The organism is Candidatus Njordibacter sp. Uisw_056 (genome assembly GCF_047730085.1).
Lineage (GTDB): Bacteria > Pseudomonadota > Gammaproteobacteria > Pseudomonadales > Balneatricaceae > Njordibacter.
Genome location: NZ_CP159830.1, coordinates 2337353 through 2352155, shown reverse-complemented (window position 1 = coordinate 2352155; position 14803 = coordinate 2337353). Strand labels below are relative to the sequence as shown.

Here is a 14803-nt window from a genome sequence, read left to right as displayed (position 1 = left end):
CTAGATAGCGCTTAACTTAGCCAGCTAATCGGCTACCGACCAGGCAAAGCGTTGGCTAACCACCTTGAGCTTACCGGCATCACTTTTTGGGGTTTGGGTGAATCTAGGATAGTTTTAATCAGCTTAGATAAGCTGGAGATGCACATGTCGTTGGGCGACACTACTGTGGCCAACTTAGAGCGCTCTAAATCTGCACCATTAGCAAATTGATCAGTAGAAAAAGGTAATATAATTTGGTGCACGCCCATACCCAGAGCCTCCTGCACGCTATTATTACCACCGTGATGAATAATCAGGTCACAGCCACGTAACAGACCCACTTGGGGTAATGTAGGTTCAATGAGCCATCCTTTGGGTATCGGCTCAAATGCAGATAATGTATTGGCACCAATGGCCATAGCTACGCGCACATCAGCCTGTTTAAGGGCGAGTGCTAGAAGGCCTAAAACATCATCTCGATATGACAAAAATGTTCCTAACGCAACATACACTTTAGGCCTGCCATCATCGGTGTTAAGCCATTTTTGGTAGGCTTGTGTCAGCACTTCTTCGCGTATCAGTGGCCCTACAAATTCATGTTTTGGCGGTAAATGCTTTAAGCGGTCTATGTCATGGTAATGTTTTGGGCTATTGTAAAGTACTTGATTACCGTGTATTCGAAAAGCGTCTTTAACGGGTGCCATAGTGGGTGAAATTTCTTGCAAAGCTGTGTTCCAGCGTTCAGTAAATTTAACAGTCACTCGGTCTGTAACGTCTTCTTGGCGCGCTAGGTCGGCAGCTTTTGGCTGCATGCATTTTGGCCAAACGGCAGGGATGCCATAGCGCTCATTGCTCACAGGTAGCTGACTTGGGTGGCCTGGAATTAGGGTCGTAAAGGATCGACCGGTGGCATATACCCCAAGGGTAGAGCCAAAAGAAATGTGATCAACCAAGATGTCATCAGGATCTAGTTGCTTACATAGCTTGGCAATATTCTTTGCCACTTCAACAGGTTGCCAAAGTAAGTCTTTCTCCCTATCTAGCGCTTGGCAGCGAATGGTAGCTATAGGGCCTTCTCGTGTAGCATTTAAAAAACGCAGTATGGCTGGATTTTGCGCTGCTATGCCACTATTAGCGCTTTGGCTTAGCTGCAGCATTTGCCATTCAAAACCTTCAGCCTTTACGTGGGGTGCCATATTAATTCCGGTGGCAACCACCACGCGTCGGCCAGCTTTTTTTGCTGCCCTAGCGACAACTGCCAAAGGGCTGTAATGAGAAATAAAATCAGGACTTATTACTAAAAGTGTCATGTTTGGTCTTTAACTGTTAAGTAAAGTGAGGTGAGTTTGTCCGCCATGGTGTCTATGGCGTAGTGCTGTTCAACCATTGAGCGGGCTCTGAGGATCCTACCTTCAAGGCTCACAAGCCCAAACCCTTGTTTAATAGAATGACCCAGATCATGATCTGGGTCCACAAGAATGCCTGTGTCACCATGGTCTACAAAGGTGGAGGGACCGCCAGTGCTTGGAGCCACAACAACTAGTCCTGTGGCCAGAGCCTCTATCAACGCTAGGCCAAACTCCTCTTTAGGAGCGCCGTCGACATAAATGCCGCCATTAGCCCAATAACCAGGTTGTCCCATCATAGCGGCCACCATTAATTGCGCAGTATCAGCTCTTGGGCGACCACCGAGCATAATTAAGCCAGCACGCAGCGGATCATTAATAGGTACTGCCGCATCGATAGCCTGTATCACAGACGTTTCTATCAATGACGGGTTGCTTAAATTACCTCCAACCAACACTAAGTTGCAGGTATTGTGTAGAGATGGATCTGCAGCCCATGCAGCGACAATGCGGGCCATGCCTTTAATGGGATGGAAGCGCCCAACGCTGAGTAATAAGGGTAAATGCCGCCTAGTCGCACAAATTTTCTTTGCGAGCTCAGAAATCACGCTATGGCCAGTAATCTGCTCTATGGGTAAATAATTTAACCTTGCTTCACTGATTAGCTTGATATCAATGCCTTCTGCAATGGTCACTGATTTTTGCGTCTGGGGACTTAAATCTTTGCGAATATCTTGTAGTAATAGAGCACATTTTGGTTGTGGAAATAGGGCAACATGGCTCGATGTGCGACCCATTTTCTCTAGCATACGAGCTCGGAACCAAAGGTTGCTTTGAGCATCAGCATCTAGAAATGCCTGTTGGGATAATTGCTGCCCAGCCTGCAGTGCCTGAACTGTATTTTGTGGGTCTGGTGCAAAGCTGAAGCACACGGGAATACCTAACTCATTGGCAACGTCAGATGCTGCGAAGGTGCCAGCATCTAGCATGCGTAAGTGAATCAGATCAACACCGCCAAAATGTCCTAAGCAGCGCTTAATGCTGCGTTTAAGTTGGGGCAGGTGTTCCCAGGCATTAGCGCTATTCATCGGGCGCAGTGAGCTTCCAGCTGTAATAATACGAAACGGCTGCGAAGTGGCGTCAGAAAGGCTAAGGTTTTTAATAGCGTCCTCAATACTGCCAAGCCCTATAGTGAGCACTTGGCTAACAGCAGGTTGGCGCGCTAGGGCATCACCAAGGGATACGAGCAGGCTAGCTACCCCTCCCGTGTCACCGCAGCCGCCATTGCTTAACCTCTTATCCACTTGGGCAAGCACCAACTGGCAAACACGTAGGCCTCCATTAGGGTGGGTACTTGGCGTATGCTGCTGCACTTGTTGATCATGAACTGCCAAAGTGGCATAAGCTCCAATCTCATTATCTTGCTTTGCCAACTGGTTTAACAACCCATTAAAAGTGCCGGCACGGCAACCCAGCGCGCTAATAGCTGCTAGGCGCACAGGCACAGATTCTGTATTATCTGCTGCTATCGTGCAAAGGGAAGCAATAATAGATCCCCCACTTAAAACTCCTAACAGGTCAACCAGCCTCGCCCGTATTAGCGGATCCTCCTGAGATAACAACGCATTAATGACACACTGGGCAATCAGCTCTGGGTGCGAATCTGACCATTTTTCCAAGGTGTGGTGGGCGTGCATCGTATCAATGCCACCAAAACTGAGTTGGTGTAATAATGGCGTTAGTGCAGATGCTACTGGGTGCCTATTAGCTAGCCTCCAGGTGGCTTGGCGGCGGACACTAGCGTAATCATGCGTCAGGCAATTAATCAGGAGCTTGGTTGCATCTTGATGATGCAATTGAGCTGCTGATTCAATTGCTACCAGATTGGCCAGAGGTCCAGCTTCAGCCATGGCTTTAAAATCTTGGAGTAGAAGATGGCTATTTGGGTTATTTTTAGCGAATCTTGCAAGGTGAGAAGAGTGGCTTAGCATCCCTTCAAAATTAACTAATTCAGTCGCTTGGTTAAGCTCTTCAATTAAAATAGTCCCCATGCTAGCCTGAGTTGGCTGCACTATCTTTAAGGCCTGATAGTCAATATTTTGTTGCTGCATAGTCTTTTTACCGCATGGGCAATGGTGTGAGCACTGCCAAGAATAGTTATACAAAAAATGATACTGTACAGCTAAATACTTGTACACCGATAATTTTTGTATAGCATTGATTTTTTGTATAGTTGTGTAAAAGTATGTATGGATTTCAATATGCTGCTTTAAATGAGCTAATAAGTAAGCTAAAAATATAAATCACCTTCGGTATAAGGTCATCTATTTAGCTGGGATATGAGCGCCATGGGTATTAGCCAGAAGTTACTAAACTATTTTAATCGTAAGAACTCGAAATCGACCCAAAAAAACCGCACACGGTTTAGAAATGATATTTGTAATCATTGGGATCTCGATTACATGTCTTCAGCCGAGCTAGAAGAGCGTCTGTTGGAAGATGTTGTTGAAACTACCATAGTTCACAAAAAAGAAGATCCGTCTTAACCTTGCCATTGGGCGGGCAATGCTTAGTGTGATGGGGTTTAACTTAGATTAAACATTGGTTCTGGTTTCATTGTCTTGCCTTAATAAATACCGTACAATATCTGCCCTGATTTAAGCATGTTTGACATGTGGTTAAATTAGCTGGGGTAATGCCCATTTCCGTGATGTCGCCACTTATGGCGCGTTGCATTGATGAATAGTAAGTGATTTCAAAACTTACACGACGTAAAGGGATCCTAACGCATGGTAACCATTCGTTTAGCTCGTGGGGGCTCTAAAAAGCGCCCTTTCTATCATTTAACTGTAGCTGATCAGCGCAATCCGCGTGACGGTCGCTTTATTGAGCGTGTGGGTTTTCATAACCCAGTTGCTCGTGGCCAAGAAGAAGTAACTCGGATTAACATGCAGCGTGTTGATTTTTGGATGGAGCAAGGTGCTCAGCCAACTGAACGTGTTGCAGGACTGATTAAAATAGCCCGCAAAGTAGCTGTATAATAGCCAACTAAGCATGTGCTTTTAACCCATTGTTGTAAGGATTGTTGAACATGGCTCAAGACCAACGCGTAAAGCTGGGTCGTATCACTACCGTTTACGGTGTGAAGGGCTGGGTAAAGGTGTTTTCTAGCACTGAACCAATGAAAAACATCTTTGACTATCAACCTTGGCAAACCTGTATTGATGGTGTTTGGCAAGAATTGAAACTCATTCAGGGTAAGACCCACGGCAAAGGATTAATAGCATTACTAGAAGGTTGTGAAGACCGTGATCAAGCCCGTAAAGTTTGCGGATTGGATATCTCGGTAGATCGAGCCATATTACCAAACCTAGAGGATGGTGATTATTATTGGCAACAACTGACTGGGTTAAATGTAGAGACTGATGCAGGGGTAAAACTCGGCAAGGTCGACCACCTGATCGCTACCGGCTCTAATGATGTGCTAGTAGTAAAAGGCAATGAAGAAAGTATTGATCGTAACGAGCGTCTGATACCTTATTTGCCAGATCAAGTGATTACAAAGATTGACCTCCTCGGAGGTGTTATTCGGGTCGATTGGGATCCGGAGTTTTAGGTGAAGATAGGTGTAGTAACGCTGTTCCCAGAAATGCTTAAATCGTTAACAGATTTTGGTGTGGTAGGAAGAGCAACGCAGCAAGGTTTGTTGCAAGTTACGGGGTATAACCCACGCGACTTTACTCAGGACAAACACCGCACAGTGGATGACCGGCCATACGGTGGCGGGCCTGGCATGTTGATGAAGGTGCAGCCTTTACGAGATGCCATCGGCCAAGCAAAGACCGAACTAGGCCAGCCTAAAGTGATTTATTTATCACCCCAAGGGCGTAGGTTAGACCAAGCAGGTGTAGTAGAACTGGCTAAGCAGGATAGCTTAGTATTGGTAGCAGGGCGTTACGAAGGAATTGATGAACGCTTAATTGGTGCCGACATAGATGAAGAGTGGTCTCTTGGAGACTTTGTTTTAAGTGGCGGTGAGCTTGCAGCCATGACTTTTATCGATGCAGTTTCACGTTTGTTACCTGGTGTATTAGGGCATGCAGAATCGGCGCAAGAAGATTCGTTTGCTCAGGGCTTGTTGGATTGCCCTCACTATACCCGCCCAGAAATGGTTGCTGGTATACCAGTGCCAAAGGTGCTGTTAAGTGGGGACCATGCCGCTATTGCCCGTTGGCGTATGCAGCAGCAGCTAGGTAGAACCTGGCAGCGGCGACCAGATTTACTAGAACAGATGACACTGACTCAGGAGCAAGAGCAGTCTTTAGCAGAATTTATTCGCTTAACGGATCAGTCTGAAAAGTGAAGAACAGGAGCGTGCCATGAGCAGCAAAAACTTGATTATTCAGCGCATTGAAGCTGAACAAATGAATAAAGAAATGCCAGAGTTTGGCCCCGGCGATACCGTTGTGGTTCAAGTTAAGGTTACAGAAGGTACCCGTGAGCGCCTACAAGCTTACGAGGGTGTGGTTATCGGTATACGTAACCGTGGCCTAAACTCTGCCTTTACAGTACGTAAAATATCCCACGGTGTGGGCGTCGAACGTACTTTCCAAACCTATAGCCACCAGGTTGACAGTATAGCTGTTAAGCGTCGTGGTGACGTGCGTCAAGCTAAGTTGTACTACTTGCGAGACTTGTCTGGTAAGGCAGCACGTATCAAAGAAAAATTGGCTAAGCGTTAAGCTTAAGCTAATAAAAAAACCCGCATTTTACTTGTTAGTGAGATGCGGGTTTTTTTTTGGGCAGCACAAAACCACTCTTGAGACTAAAATTCAATTTAGCTCTATTTTACAACTCACGTTATGTGCAACATAGTCTCATCAGCTGCGGATACAAGTTCTTCACACAACATACTATACTGTAAACTATTAAGTGCTGTTGGCACATAAGCCTAGGGGTTTTGTTTATCAATGAGTAATGGCGTCAAATTCATCGAAAAGTACACTGATTCTCTGTGGTTAGAAAAAGGGCTGAGTGACAACACGATCGTAAGTTATGCTAGAGACCTAGGTCAGCTAACTGAGTATTTATTACCACGTAACCTATCTATTACCTCTGCTCAGTCTGGCGACCTAATGAGTTTTTTGGCTGATCGATCACAGTCTGGTGTTAAAGCAAGTTCTTTAGCTCGGAGCTTATCCAGTATTAAAGGCTTTTATCAATACATGGTGCGGGAAAACTACATTGAGGTTAATCCTGCAGCCTTGATAGAATCACCTAAACAAGGGCGGCCTATCCCAAAATCTCTCACCGAAGCCGACGTAGAAGCTTTATTGGCAGCGCCCAATGTAGGCACAGACTTAGGTTTGCGAGACAGGGCCATGTTAGAGCTTTTATATGCCTGTGGGTTGCGGGTCAGCGAGCTTATTGAACTCGATATGAGTCAGCTGAACTTATCTGCTGGTGTGGTCAAAGTGTTTGGCAAAGGCTCAAAAGAACGCTTGGTACCTGTAGGAGAAGTGGCTCAAAATTGGCTACAAAAATACATCAAACAAGCGCGCCCACAGTTATTAAAAGTAGCCTCCAGTGGCGTATTGTTCCCTAGTAATAGAGGCCAGCACATGACCCGGCAAACCTTTTGGCACCGCATTAAACAGCACGGTATAACAGCTGGAATTCAAAAGCCGCTATCGCCGCATGTTATACGACATGCTTTTGCAACCCATCTACTTAACCATGGCGCGGACCTGCGTGTGATACAAATGCTCTTAGGGCATAGTGATTTATCGACCACACAGATATATACTCACGTGGCTACGCAGCGGTTACAAAATCTACATTCACAACATCACCCTAGGGGTTAACCTATATTATGCATTTAATCATCACAAGATTCGCCTCCATGTTGGCTTTGCTGCTGGTATTCTTGGCGCCCAATGTGTGGGCAGACAGATATACCCAACTAGAGTCTAGTTTGGCCAGAATTAATCCAGATATGAAGGCCTCCAGTATTGCGCCAACACCGATGGTTGGTATTTACGATGTTTTATTAAACACAGGCGACCGCCTTTACATGAGTGCAGACGGGGAGTTTTTTTTCGCTGGAACCATGTATCAAAATACCTCCGGTGCTAGCCTGGTAAATTTAACCGAACAAAGCGCCTTAGGGGCCAGGTTGTTGGCCATGCAAGGCCCAGCTGCGCAACAGTCGTGGGTGTTTCCTGCTCAGGGGGAGAAAAAAGCTACGATTACAGTATTTACTGACGTAGATTGTTTTTATTGCCAAAAGCTACATGCAGAAATGGCTGCTATGAATGCCCTTGGTATTGAAGTGAAATATTTGGCTTTTCCGCGGGCTGGCCTAGGCTCACCGAGTTACCAGGTGCTGGTAGATTCCTGGTGTGCTGAAAATGCGAATGAATTTTTAACTGAGGCTAAGTTGCGTGCGCACAATAAGCAAGCCCCTCAGACCTCACCACAACTGTGCGAAAATCCGGTAATAGCTCATTACACCTTGGGCCAAGAAATAGGTGTTAACGGCACTCCAGCTATTGTGTTAGATTCTGGTGAGCTTTGGCCTGGCTATTTGCCCGCTAATGAATTGGCTAAGCGTTTAGGCATTCTCTAACTAAGGGTCAGGTTATGGACTCGGTGTTTTTTTATGTTGCCAAATTAGCCTGGTTGTTGGTGGCTGTGGATAGTGTGCTACTCATGGGGTTGGGTCTTGGTGTTGTGTGCCTCTATGTGGGGTGGCATAAGGCCGCCCGAAGGATTTTGGTTGCCTTGGCGTTAGTGTGCCTAACCATTGCTTTGTTTCCCATTGGTGAATGGCTATTTTACCCCCTAGAGCAACAAAATCCTCCAGTTTTGCTCCCCGCCCATGTTGATGGCATTGTGGTGCTTGGCGGTGGCGAAGCGGTTAGCTTAAGTCATGCTTGGCAACAAGTTGCCCTGGGTGATGGTGCTGAGCGTTTAACCACCATGGTCATGCTGGCTAATGCTTACCCTCAAGCTCAATTAGTTTTTACTGGTGGCTCTGGCAGTATGGTTCAACAGGGCACCACAGGTGCAGAAGTTGCAAGGCAGTTTGGGCAATCTATGGGGCTGCCCCAAGGTCGCTTAATGCTAGAGTCGAAATCACGTAATACGGTGGAAAATGCTGTACTAACGAAGGCCATGATGCAACCAAAACCTGGCCAACGCTGGTTGCTGGTGACCAGTGCTTTTCATATGCCAAGATCCCTTGCAGTGTTTTGCAAAGCAGGCTGGGCAATGCAGCCCTACGCAGTAGATTATCGTGCAGAAAAGGGTAATTTATTGCGTTTTGACTGGGGCTTTGCAGAGCATTTACGCAACCTCAATCAGGCCTTTAAAGAATGGCTGGGACTGGCTGCTTATAAGCTGACAGGCAAGGCCTGTTAGGCTACAATATGCGGCTTGTTTTTATACATTAATTAGATACGCGCATTTGGCGCAATGGGGATTACCTTGAAACCGGTAAGAGTTGGTATTTGTGGATTTGGCACCGTCGGTGGTGGAACGTTTAATGTATTACAGCGCAACTGTGAAGAGATAACGCGCCGCACTGGCCGCGCTATTGTGGTTGAACACATTGCTCAACGTCGTCCTAATGTTAATTGTGATACCGGTAACACAGCCATTACCGATGATATATTTGCTGTCGCTAATAACCCTGATATTGATGTGCTCGTAGAGCTTATTGGTGGGCATGAGCCAGCAAAAGAGCTCGTCCTCACAGCCATTCGTAATGGTAAACATGTAGTGACGGCCAACAAGGCCTTAATAGCTGAACATGGTAACGAAATTTTTGAAGCAGCCCGCAAATACAACGTTGTCGTGGCCTATGAAGCCGCCATTGCTGGTGGTATTCCTATTGTTAAGGCGTTGCGTGAGGGGTTGGCGGCTAACAGTATTAATTGGCTGGCTGGTATTATTAATGGTACTGGCAATTTCATCCTTACGGAAATGCGTGATAAGGGCCGTGCCTTTGCCGACGTGTTAAAGGAGGCACAGGAGCTAGGTTATGCAGAAGCAGACCCCACCTTTGATGTAGAAGGCATCGATGCGGCGCACAAGCTAACTATCTTATCGTCAGTAGCCTTTGGTATTCCTTTACAGTTTGACCAGTGTTACACCGAAGGAATTAGTAAAGTATCAGCTGAAGACGTAGCTAATGCAGAATCCTTAGGTTACCGCATTAAGCACCTAGGCCTAACTCGCCGGACTGAAGCGGGTATAGAGTTGCGTGTGCACCCCACCTTGATTCCAGAAAAACGTTTGATTGCTAACGTTCACGGCGTAATGAACGCTGTCTTAGTTGATGGCAATGCTGTTGGTCCAACTATGTACTATGGTGCTGGAGCCGGCGCAGAACCCACAGCGTCCTCAATAGTGGCAGATCTGGTAGACGTTGTTCGTGATATGGCTGTGGATCAAAACGTGCGTATGCCATCTTTAGCCTTCCAGCAAGACGCTATGTCTGATAGCCCTATCTTGTCGATGGATAACGTAGTTACTGCATTTTACATGCGCATGGCGGTGTCTGAAAAACCAGGTGTCCTAGCCCAAATCACTCAGATCCTGGGTAATGCAGGTATAAGCATTGAAGCTATTCGTCAACAAACTCATGTGTCCTCGCAGGTGCCGGTGATTATATTGACTCGCCCTGTGCTGGAAGGCCATATGAACGATGCTATTAAGGCCATTGAAGCCTTGGCAGACGTTAGTGGTGAAGTGACGCGAATTCGTGTCGAAAACTTAGACGGTTAGGAAGAAATATGCGTTATATCAGTACTCGTGGCCAAGCCCCAAGTCTTAGTTTTGAAGATGTATTGCTTACAGGCCTGGCAAGCGATGGTGGCCTTTATGTGCCAGAAACGTTACCACAATTTAGTCATCAAGAAATAGCCTCTTGGTCTACGCTTAACTACGCTGACTTGGCACACAAAATTTTGTTGCCGTTTGTTGAGGAAGACATCAGCAGCAGTGAACTTAAAACTATGGTGGATGAGACTTATGCTAGTTTTAATCACAAGGCTGTGGCGCCATTAATTCAGTTAGGCCATAACGAATGGGTATTGGAGCTGTTCCACGGGCCTACCTTAGCGTTTAAAGATTTTGCTCTGCAGTTGCTAGGCCGTTTAATGGACAACGCACTCATTAAACGTGATAAACATTTAGTCATTATGGGGGCTACCTCTGGTGACACTGGCTCTGCTGCCATTGAAGGCTGTAAACACAGCAACCGTGTACAGATGTTCATTTTGCATCCCCATGAACGGGTATCAGAGGTACAGCGTCGTCAGATGACTACCTTGTTGGGGGACAATGTTCACAACATCGCTGTGCGTGGCAATTTTGATGATTGTCAGCAAATGGTTAAGCAAAGTTTTTCAGATCAATCCTTTCTAAAAGGTGGTCAGTTAGGTGCAGTTAATTCGATTAATTGGGCCCGGATCATGGCTCAGGTGGTTTACTATTTTTATGCAGCTGTTGCATTAGGAGTCCCCCACCGCCCAGTGTCGTTTAGTGTACCTACGGGTAACTTTGGTGATATTTATGCGGGTTATCTAGCTAAAAAAATGGGCTTGCCCATCCAGCAGCTCGTTGTTGCAACTAACCAAAATGATATTTTGCACCGCTGCATCAGTGCTAACCAATACCAAAAACACGGCTTAGTTCAAACCTTGTCTCCAAGTATGGATATTATGGTGTCGAGTAATTTTGAGCGCCTTTTGTTTGACCTATATGATCGTGATGGAGCGGCACTCAGTGAATTGTTAACAGGCCTTAATAACGGCACTGTAAGTAGTCTAGAACCAAAGCGATGGGAAAAAGCACGTGAGTTGTTTAGTAGTCATTGTGTTGATGATGAAACAACGTGTAGAGTGATTAGCCAAATTGCTCAACAACATAATTACTTGCTTGATCCTCATAGTGCCATAGGCGTTGAAGCTGGGCGGGTATGTAACCAACACCCAGAAGTGCCAATGGTCACCTTGGCCACGGCTCACCCTGTTAAATTCTCAGAAGCCATTGTTAAGGCCGGTCAAGTGGTGCCGCCACTTCCGAGCCACTTAACAGACTTGTTAGATCGTCCGGAACGTTGTGAAGTGTTAGATAACAACCTTTCTAAGGTGCAAGATTATATGATGAGCCAGCTCTAAGAGCGCCGCGCATATATGTCAGTTCGCTTGCGTGTAGGCAGCTCCAATGCTGCCCTAGATGTTGCTTTTGATCCTCTCGTGGCCCGTGTATTTGCCCACCGTGGTATCAGTGACCCTGTGCAAGTGGATTATCAACTCAAGAACCTCCTGCCCTACCATCAGCTTAAAGGCATAGAGTCAGCGGTGGCCCTGCTAGTGCATGCGCTTGAAGCTCAACAACATATTGTTATTGTTGGTGATTTCGACTGTGATGGTGCAACCAGTACCAGCCTTGCTATGTTGGCATTGGGCGCCATGGGAGCCAAAAATGTAAGCTACTTAGTGCCTAACCGGTTTGATTTTGGCTATGGTTTAAGTACTGCTCTGGTTGATTACGCACAAACCATTCAGCCAGATTTAATTGTCACTGTAGACAACGGTATTGCCAGCCATGAGGGCGTTAAGCGGGCCCATGAGTTGGGAATAAAAGTAGTGGTGACAGATCATCACCTAGCAGCTGACACCTTGCCCGAAGCCGATGCTATTGTTAACCCCAACCAACCTGGGTGTGAGTTCCCATTTAAGTCTACGGCTGGAGTTGGTGTCATTTTCTACGTTATGTCAGCCTTACGCCGCCAGTTACAAACGCAGGGATGGTTTGCTCAGCAACAGATTGCGCCGCCTAACATGGCCCAATACCTAGACTTAGTTGCCCTAGGCACCGTAGCAGACCTCGTGCCGATGGAGCATAACAACCGTATTCTTGTAGCCCAGGGGTTAGCGCGCATCCGTGCAGGTAAAGTGAGGCCTGGTTTATTAGCCTTGTTAAACGTAGCAAAACGCCAGCATCATAATCTACAAGCTTCTGATTTAGGCTTTAGTGTGGGCCCACGGCTTAATGCTGCGGGTAGGCTAGATGACATGAGCTTGGGCATTGAGTGTTTGTTGAGTGACAACGAACAGATTGCCAACCAGCTGGCTCAAGAGTTAGATGATCTCAATGCTCAAAGGCGCAATATAGAAGCGGATATGCAGCAGCAGGCTAGCAATATTTTAACGCGCCTAGAAGCTAGCCAAGATAAAGTAATGCCCAAATGTGTGTGCTTGTACCACCCTGATTGGCACCAAGGAGTGGTAGGCATCGTCGCTTCTCGAATCAAAGAGAAGTGGCATCGGCCAGCGTTAGTATTTGCTCAAGGGGATGCAGACACACTTAAGGGATCATGTCGCAGTATTGCAGGGTTCCATTTACGCGATGCCTTGGCAGCAGTAGATGCTCGTAACCCTGGGCTAATCATCAAGTTTGGTGGCCATGCCATGGCAGCTGGCTTGAGCATTAAGGCTGATCACTTTGGTGACTTTGAAGACGCATTAAATACCTACGCCCAAGAACACCTAGCAGACAGCTTATTGGCTCAAGAGTGGCGTTCTGATGGTGAATTAAGTACTCAGGAGTTACAGCTTAACCAAGCTTTTCTTTTGCAACAAGCAGGACCCTGGGGGCAGGGCTTTGAAGAGCCAACGTTCCATGGCCGCTTTATGGTGGTGCAACAACGTATTGTGGGAGAAAAGCATCTCAAGTTAGTATTGGCAGATCTTCAAACAGGAGAGCTAGTGGATGCTATCTATTTCAATATAGATTTAGCCGTTTGGCCCAACACTTGTGAACAGGCAGATCTTGTCTATCGTTTGGATATTAATGAGTTTCGTGGGCGCCAAAGTTTACAATTGATGGTTCAGTACATGAGCCCTGTGGTTTAAGCAGTATCAAGGTTTCAGCTACAGTAAATCTGTCTGAGGGGACAGGGGTTCAGTAAAATTGAGCTCTAGATTAACGTCACCTTTACCCTTAGCGCGCCGGCGCTCCATCATTCGCTGATAACGGCGAGCACACAACTTCATTACTTGAAGCTGCTCACCAGTGCTCATATCATGCCACCCAAAACGCTCATCCCGCGAGCGCATACAACCTTTGCAAAAACCCTTAGGGCTATTTTCGCATACGCCGATACAGGGGCTAGGGGCTTCAAATAATTCAGACTGTTCCATGGCGCGCAATATACCAGTTTATGCCGATAAAGTCCCTTTTCCCACCCCCAACACTGGGTATAAGCGTAGTTAACTAACTTATGGCAATTTAATGGTGGCAATCATGGGCAAGTGATCTGATATATGCCAGGTGTCTTGCTGCAGTACTTCAGCCTTGTTAACCCGCATGTTGTTGCTATACACAAAGTAATCTAAGGTGCGATCTGGTGCAGTCACTTCTGAGCGGTTAGGGAAATAAGTAAACCATTCTTTGGCATCAGCTCCATTAGCCTGATCGATACTGGGGATAACATTAAACTGATTATAAATTCGGGTAAATTCACTATCAGGTTGGTAAAAGCTGCGGCCAGTGGCATCCATGTTTTCATATTGGCCTGGGGGCAGTAAATTAAAGTCGCCAGCAATTATCCAAGACTCATTATTGTCATTTTTATCAGTCAATAACCGCTGTAAGTAAGACACTTGCTGCTGCATAGTATCTGAACCTTGAGCAAAAGCGTCAAAGTGAGTATTCATAACAGTTAGCTTCTCACCTCCAAAGATAGGTAGGCTGACTTCTTGGATCGCCCGGCGGAAGTTAAATTGATCAGTCAATAGGTCATTTTTTATAGTGGCTAACTGGTGGCTAACTGGTGGCGCAATGCATCACCCAACTTATATTTCGAGATCACTGCTAGTTTCATCCCTACCGAGCCCATAATTTGTGGTAGAGGTACAAAGTTTGCTTGCCAATAAAATGCTTCACTATAGTTGCCGTATTTAGCGGGAAGCATAGTGAGAAGGCGCTGGAGCTGGTCTTCATAATCGGTGCGTTTGGCATTATCATGCAGTTCTTGTAGCAAGATAACGTCTGGGTTTTGCTCAATAATAAGCTGTGCAACGTGCTTAAAGGTTTGGTCAATGTCAGCTTTGCTGGCCCTAATGTCTGGTCCATCGCCATCCAAACGGTCATACCAAAATTCGTAATTCTTGCCAGACATATACTGTAAATTCCAGCTGAGTATCTTTACCTCTTGGCCGGGTTCTAATATGGGTGCCTCGGTTTGGTTGATCACCACTTCTGGCTGCAAGGCGGGTGGGTGAAAAGTAATGCTCCAAATCAATAAAGCGAGAGCAATCATTAAAGCCACCAAACTGATGGTTATCCATTTAATACTTTTCATTAAAACGATGAACATTTGTTATTCTCGAATAGTGATATTACTCTTCAGTAAGTAGCAGTGTACCCGCGAGTAGGACTGCTCGTCCAGCTTGCTTCCGTTG

Annotated in this window: 16 protein-coding genes; 11 read left to right on the top strand and 5 right to left on the bottom strand. The window is 46.2% G+C overall.

The features are described 5' to 3' along the window. Window positions 1-32: 32 nt before the first annotated feature. On the bottom strand, window positions 33-1289 hold the full coding sequence (locus tag ABXT60_RS11250) for a nucleotide disphospho-sugar-binding domain-containing protein (RefSeq protein WP_443630238.1): 1257 nt from the start codon (window positions 1287-1289) through the stop codon (window positions 33-35). Continuing rightward, window positions 1286-3436, bottom strand: coding sequence for a glycosyltransferase (locus ABXT60_RS11245; protein ID WP_443630237.1), 2151 nt, complete (start codon window positions 3434-3436; stop codon window positions 1286-1288). Before ABXT60_RS11245 ends, ABXT60_RS11250 begins: the two co-directional genes overlap by 4 nt. Window positions 3437-3664: 228 nt before the next feature. Between ABXT60_RS11245 and ABXT60_RS11240 the strand changes: the two genes are divergently transcribed. The 11 genes from ABXT60_RS11240 (at window position 3665) to recJ (ending at window position 13252) form a co-directional block, all read left to right on the top strand. Then, window positions 3665-3871, top strand: a complete 207-nt coding sequence (locus ABXT60_RS11240; RefSeq protein WP_443630236.1) for a hypothetical protein — start codon at window positions 3665-3667, stop codon at window positions 3869-3871. Between the two features lie 243 nt (window positions 3872-4114). Beyond that, window positions 4115-4366: a 30S ribosomal protein S16 gene (gene rpsP, locus ABXT60_RS11235; protein WP_046482031.1), complete on the top strand. Its 252-nt coding sequence runs from the start codon at window positions 4115-4117 to the stop codon at window positions 4364-4366. 50 nt (window positions 4367-4416) lie between these two features. After that, window positions 4417-4941 carry a ribosome maturation factor RimM gene (gene rimM, locus ABXT60_RS11230; RefSeq protein WP_443630235.1) on the top strand — a complete coding sequence of 175 codons (525 nt, stop codon included), beginning with the start codon at window positions 4417-4419 and terminating at the stop codon, window positions 4939-4941. Beyond that, window positions 4942-5688, top strand: a complete 747-nt coding sequence (trmD, locus tag ABXT60_RS11225; RefSeq protein ID WP_046482028.1) for a tRNA (guanosine(37)-N1)-methyltransferase TrmD — start codon at window positions 4942-4944, stop codon at window positions 5686-5688. Window positions 5689-5704: 16 nt separating this feature from the next. Continuing rightward, the gene (gene rplS, locus ABXT60_RS11220) at window positions 5705-6067 is read left to right on the top strand and encodes a 50S ribosomal protein L19 (RefSeq protein WP_046482027.1); all 363 of its coding nucleotides are present in this window, start codon (window positions 5705-5707) and stop codon (window positions 6065-6067) included. A gap of 228 nt (window positions 6068-6295) precedes the next feature. Further along, on the top strand, window positions 6296-7189 hold the full coding sequence (xerD, locus tag ABXT60_RS11215) for a site-specific tyrosine recombinase XerD (protein WP_443630234.1): 894 nt from the start codon (window positions 6296-6298) through the stop codon (window positions 7187-7189). A gap of 8 nt (window positions 7190-7197) precedes the next feature. Beyond that, window positions 7198-7953 (top strand): thioredoxin fold domain-containing protein, encoded by a 756-nt coding sequence (locus tag ABXT60_RS11210; RefSeq protein ID WP_443630233.1) that lies wholly within the window; start codon window positions 7198-7200, stop codon window positions 7951-7953. Window positions 7954-7967: 14 nt separating this feature from the next. Then, the gene (locus ABXT60_RS11205) at window positions 7968-8747 is read left to right on the top strand and encodes a YdcF family protein (RefSeq protein ID WP_443630232.1); all 780 of its coding nucleotides are present in this window, start codon (window positions 7968-7970) and stop codon (window positions 8745-8747) included. 66 nt (window positions 8748-8813) lie between these two features. Further along, entirely contained in the window at window positions 8814-10115 is a 1302-nt protein-coding gene (locus tag ABXT60_RS11200; RefSeq protein ID WP_443630231.1) for a homoserine dehydrogenase, read from the top strand. Window positions 10116-10123: 8 nt separating this feature from the next. Continuing rightward, entirely contained in the window at window positions 10124-11512 is a 1389-nt protein-coding gene (thrC, locus tag ABXT60_RS11195) for a threonine synthase (protein WP_443630230.1), read from the top strand. 15 nt (window positions 11513-11527) lie between these two features. After that, on the top strand, window positions 11528-13252 hold the full coding sequence (gene recJ / locus ABXT60_RS11190) for a single-stranded-DNA-specific exonuclease RecJ (protein WP_443630229.1): 1725 nt from the start codon (window positions 11528-11530) through the stop codon (window positions 13250-13252). A gap of 18 nt (window positions 13253-13270) precedes the next feature. On the opposite strand, the gene ABXT60_RS11185 is transcribed toward recJ, so the two are convergent. From ABXT60_RS11185 to ABXT60_RS11175, 3 genes are all read right to left on the bottom strand, one after another. Then, window positions 13271-13540 carry a DUF1289 domain-containing protein gene (locus tag ABXT60_RS11185; protein WP_443630228.1) on the bottom strand — a complete coding sequence of 90 codons (270 nt, stop codon included), beginning with the start codon at window positions 13538-13540 and terminating at the stop codon, window positions 13271-13273. 78 nt (window positions 13541-13618) lie between these two features. After that, complete coding sequence (locus ABXT60_RS11180) at window positions 13619-14134, bottom strand: endonuclease/exonuclease/phosphatase family protein (protein ID WP_443630227.1); 516 nt, start codon at window positions 14132-14134, stop codon at window positions 13619-13621. A gap of 20 nt (window positions 14135-14154) precedes the next feature. Beyond that, window positions 14155-14661 carry an endonuclease/exonuclease/phosphatase family protein gene (locus tag ABXT60_RS11175; protein ID WP_443630226.1) on the bottom strand — a complete coding sequence of 169 codons (507 nt, stop codon included), beginning with the start codon at window positions 14659-14661 and terminating at the stop codon, window positions 14155-14157. Between the last annotated feature and the right edge of the window lie 142 nt (window positions 14662-14803).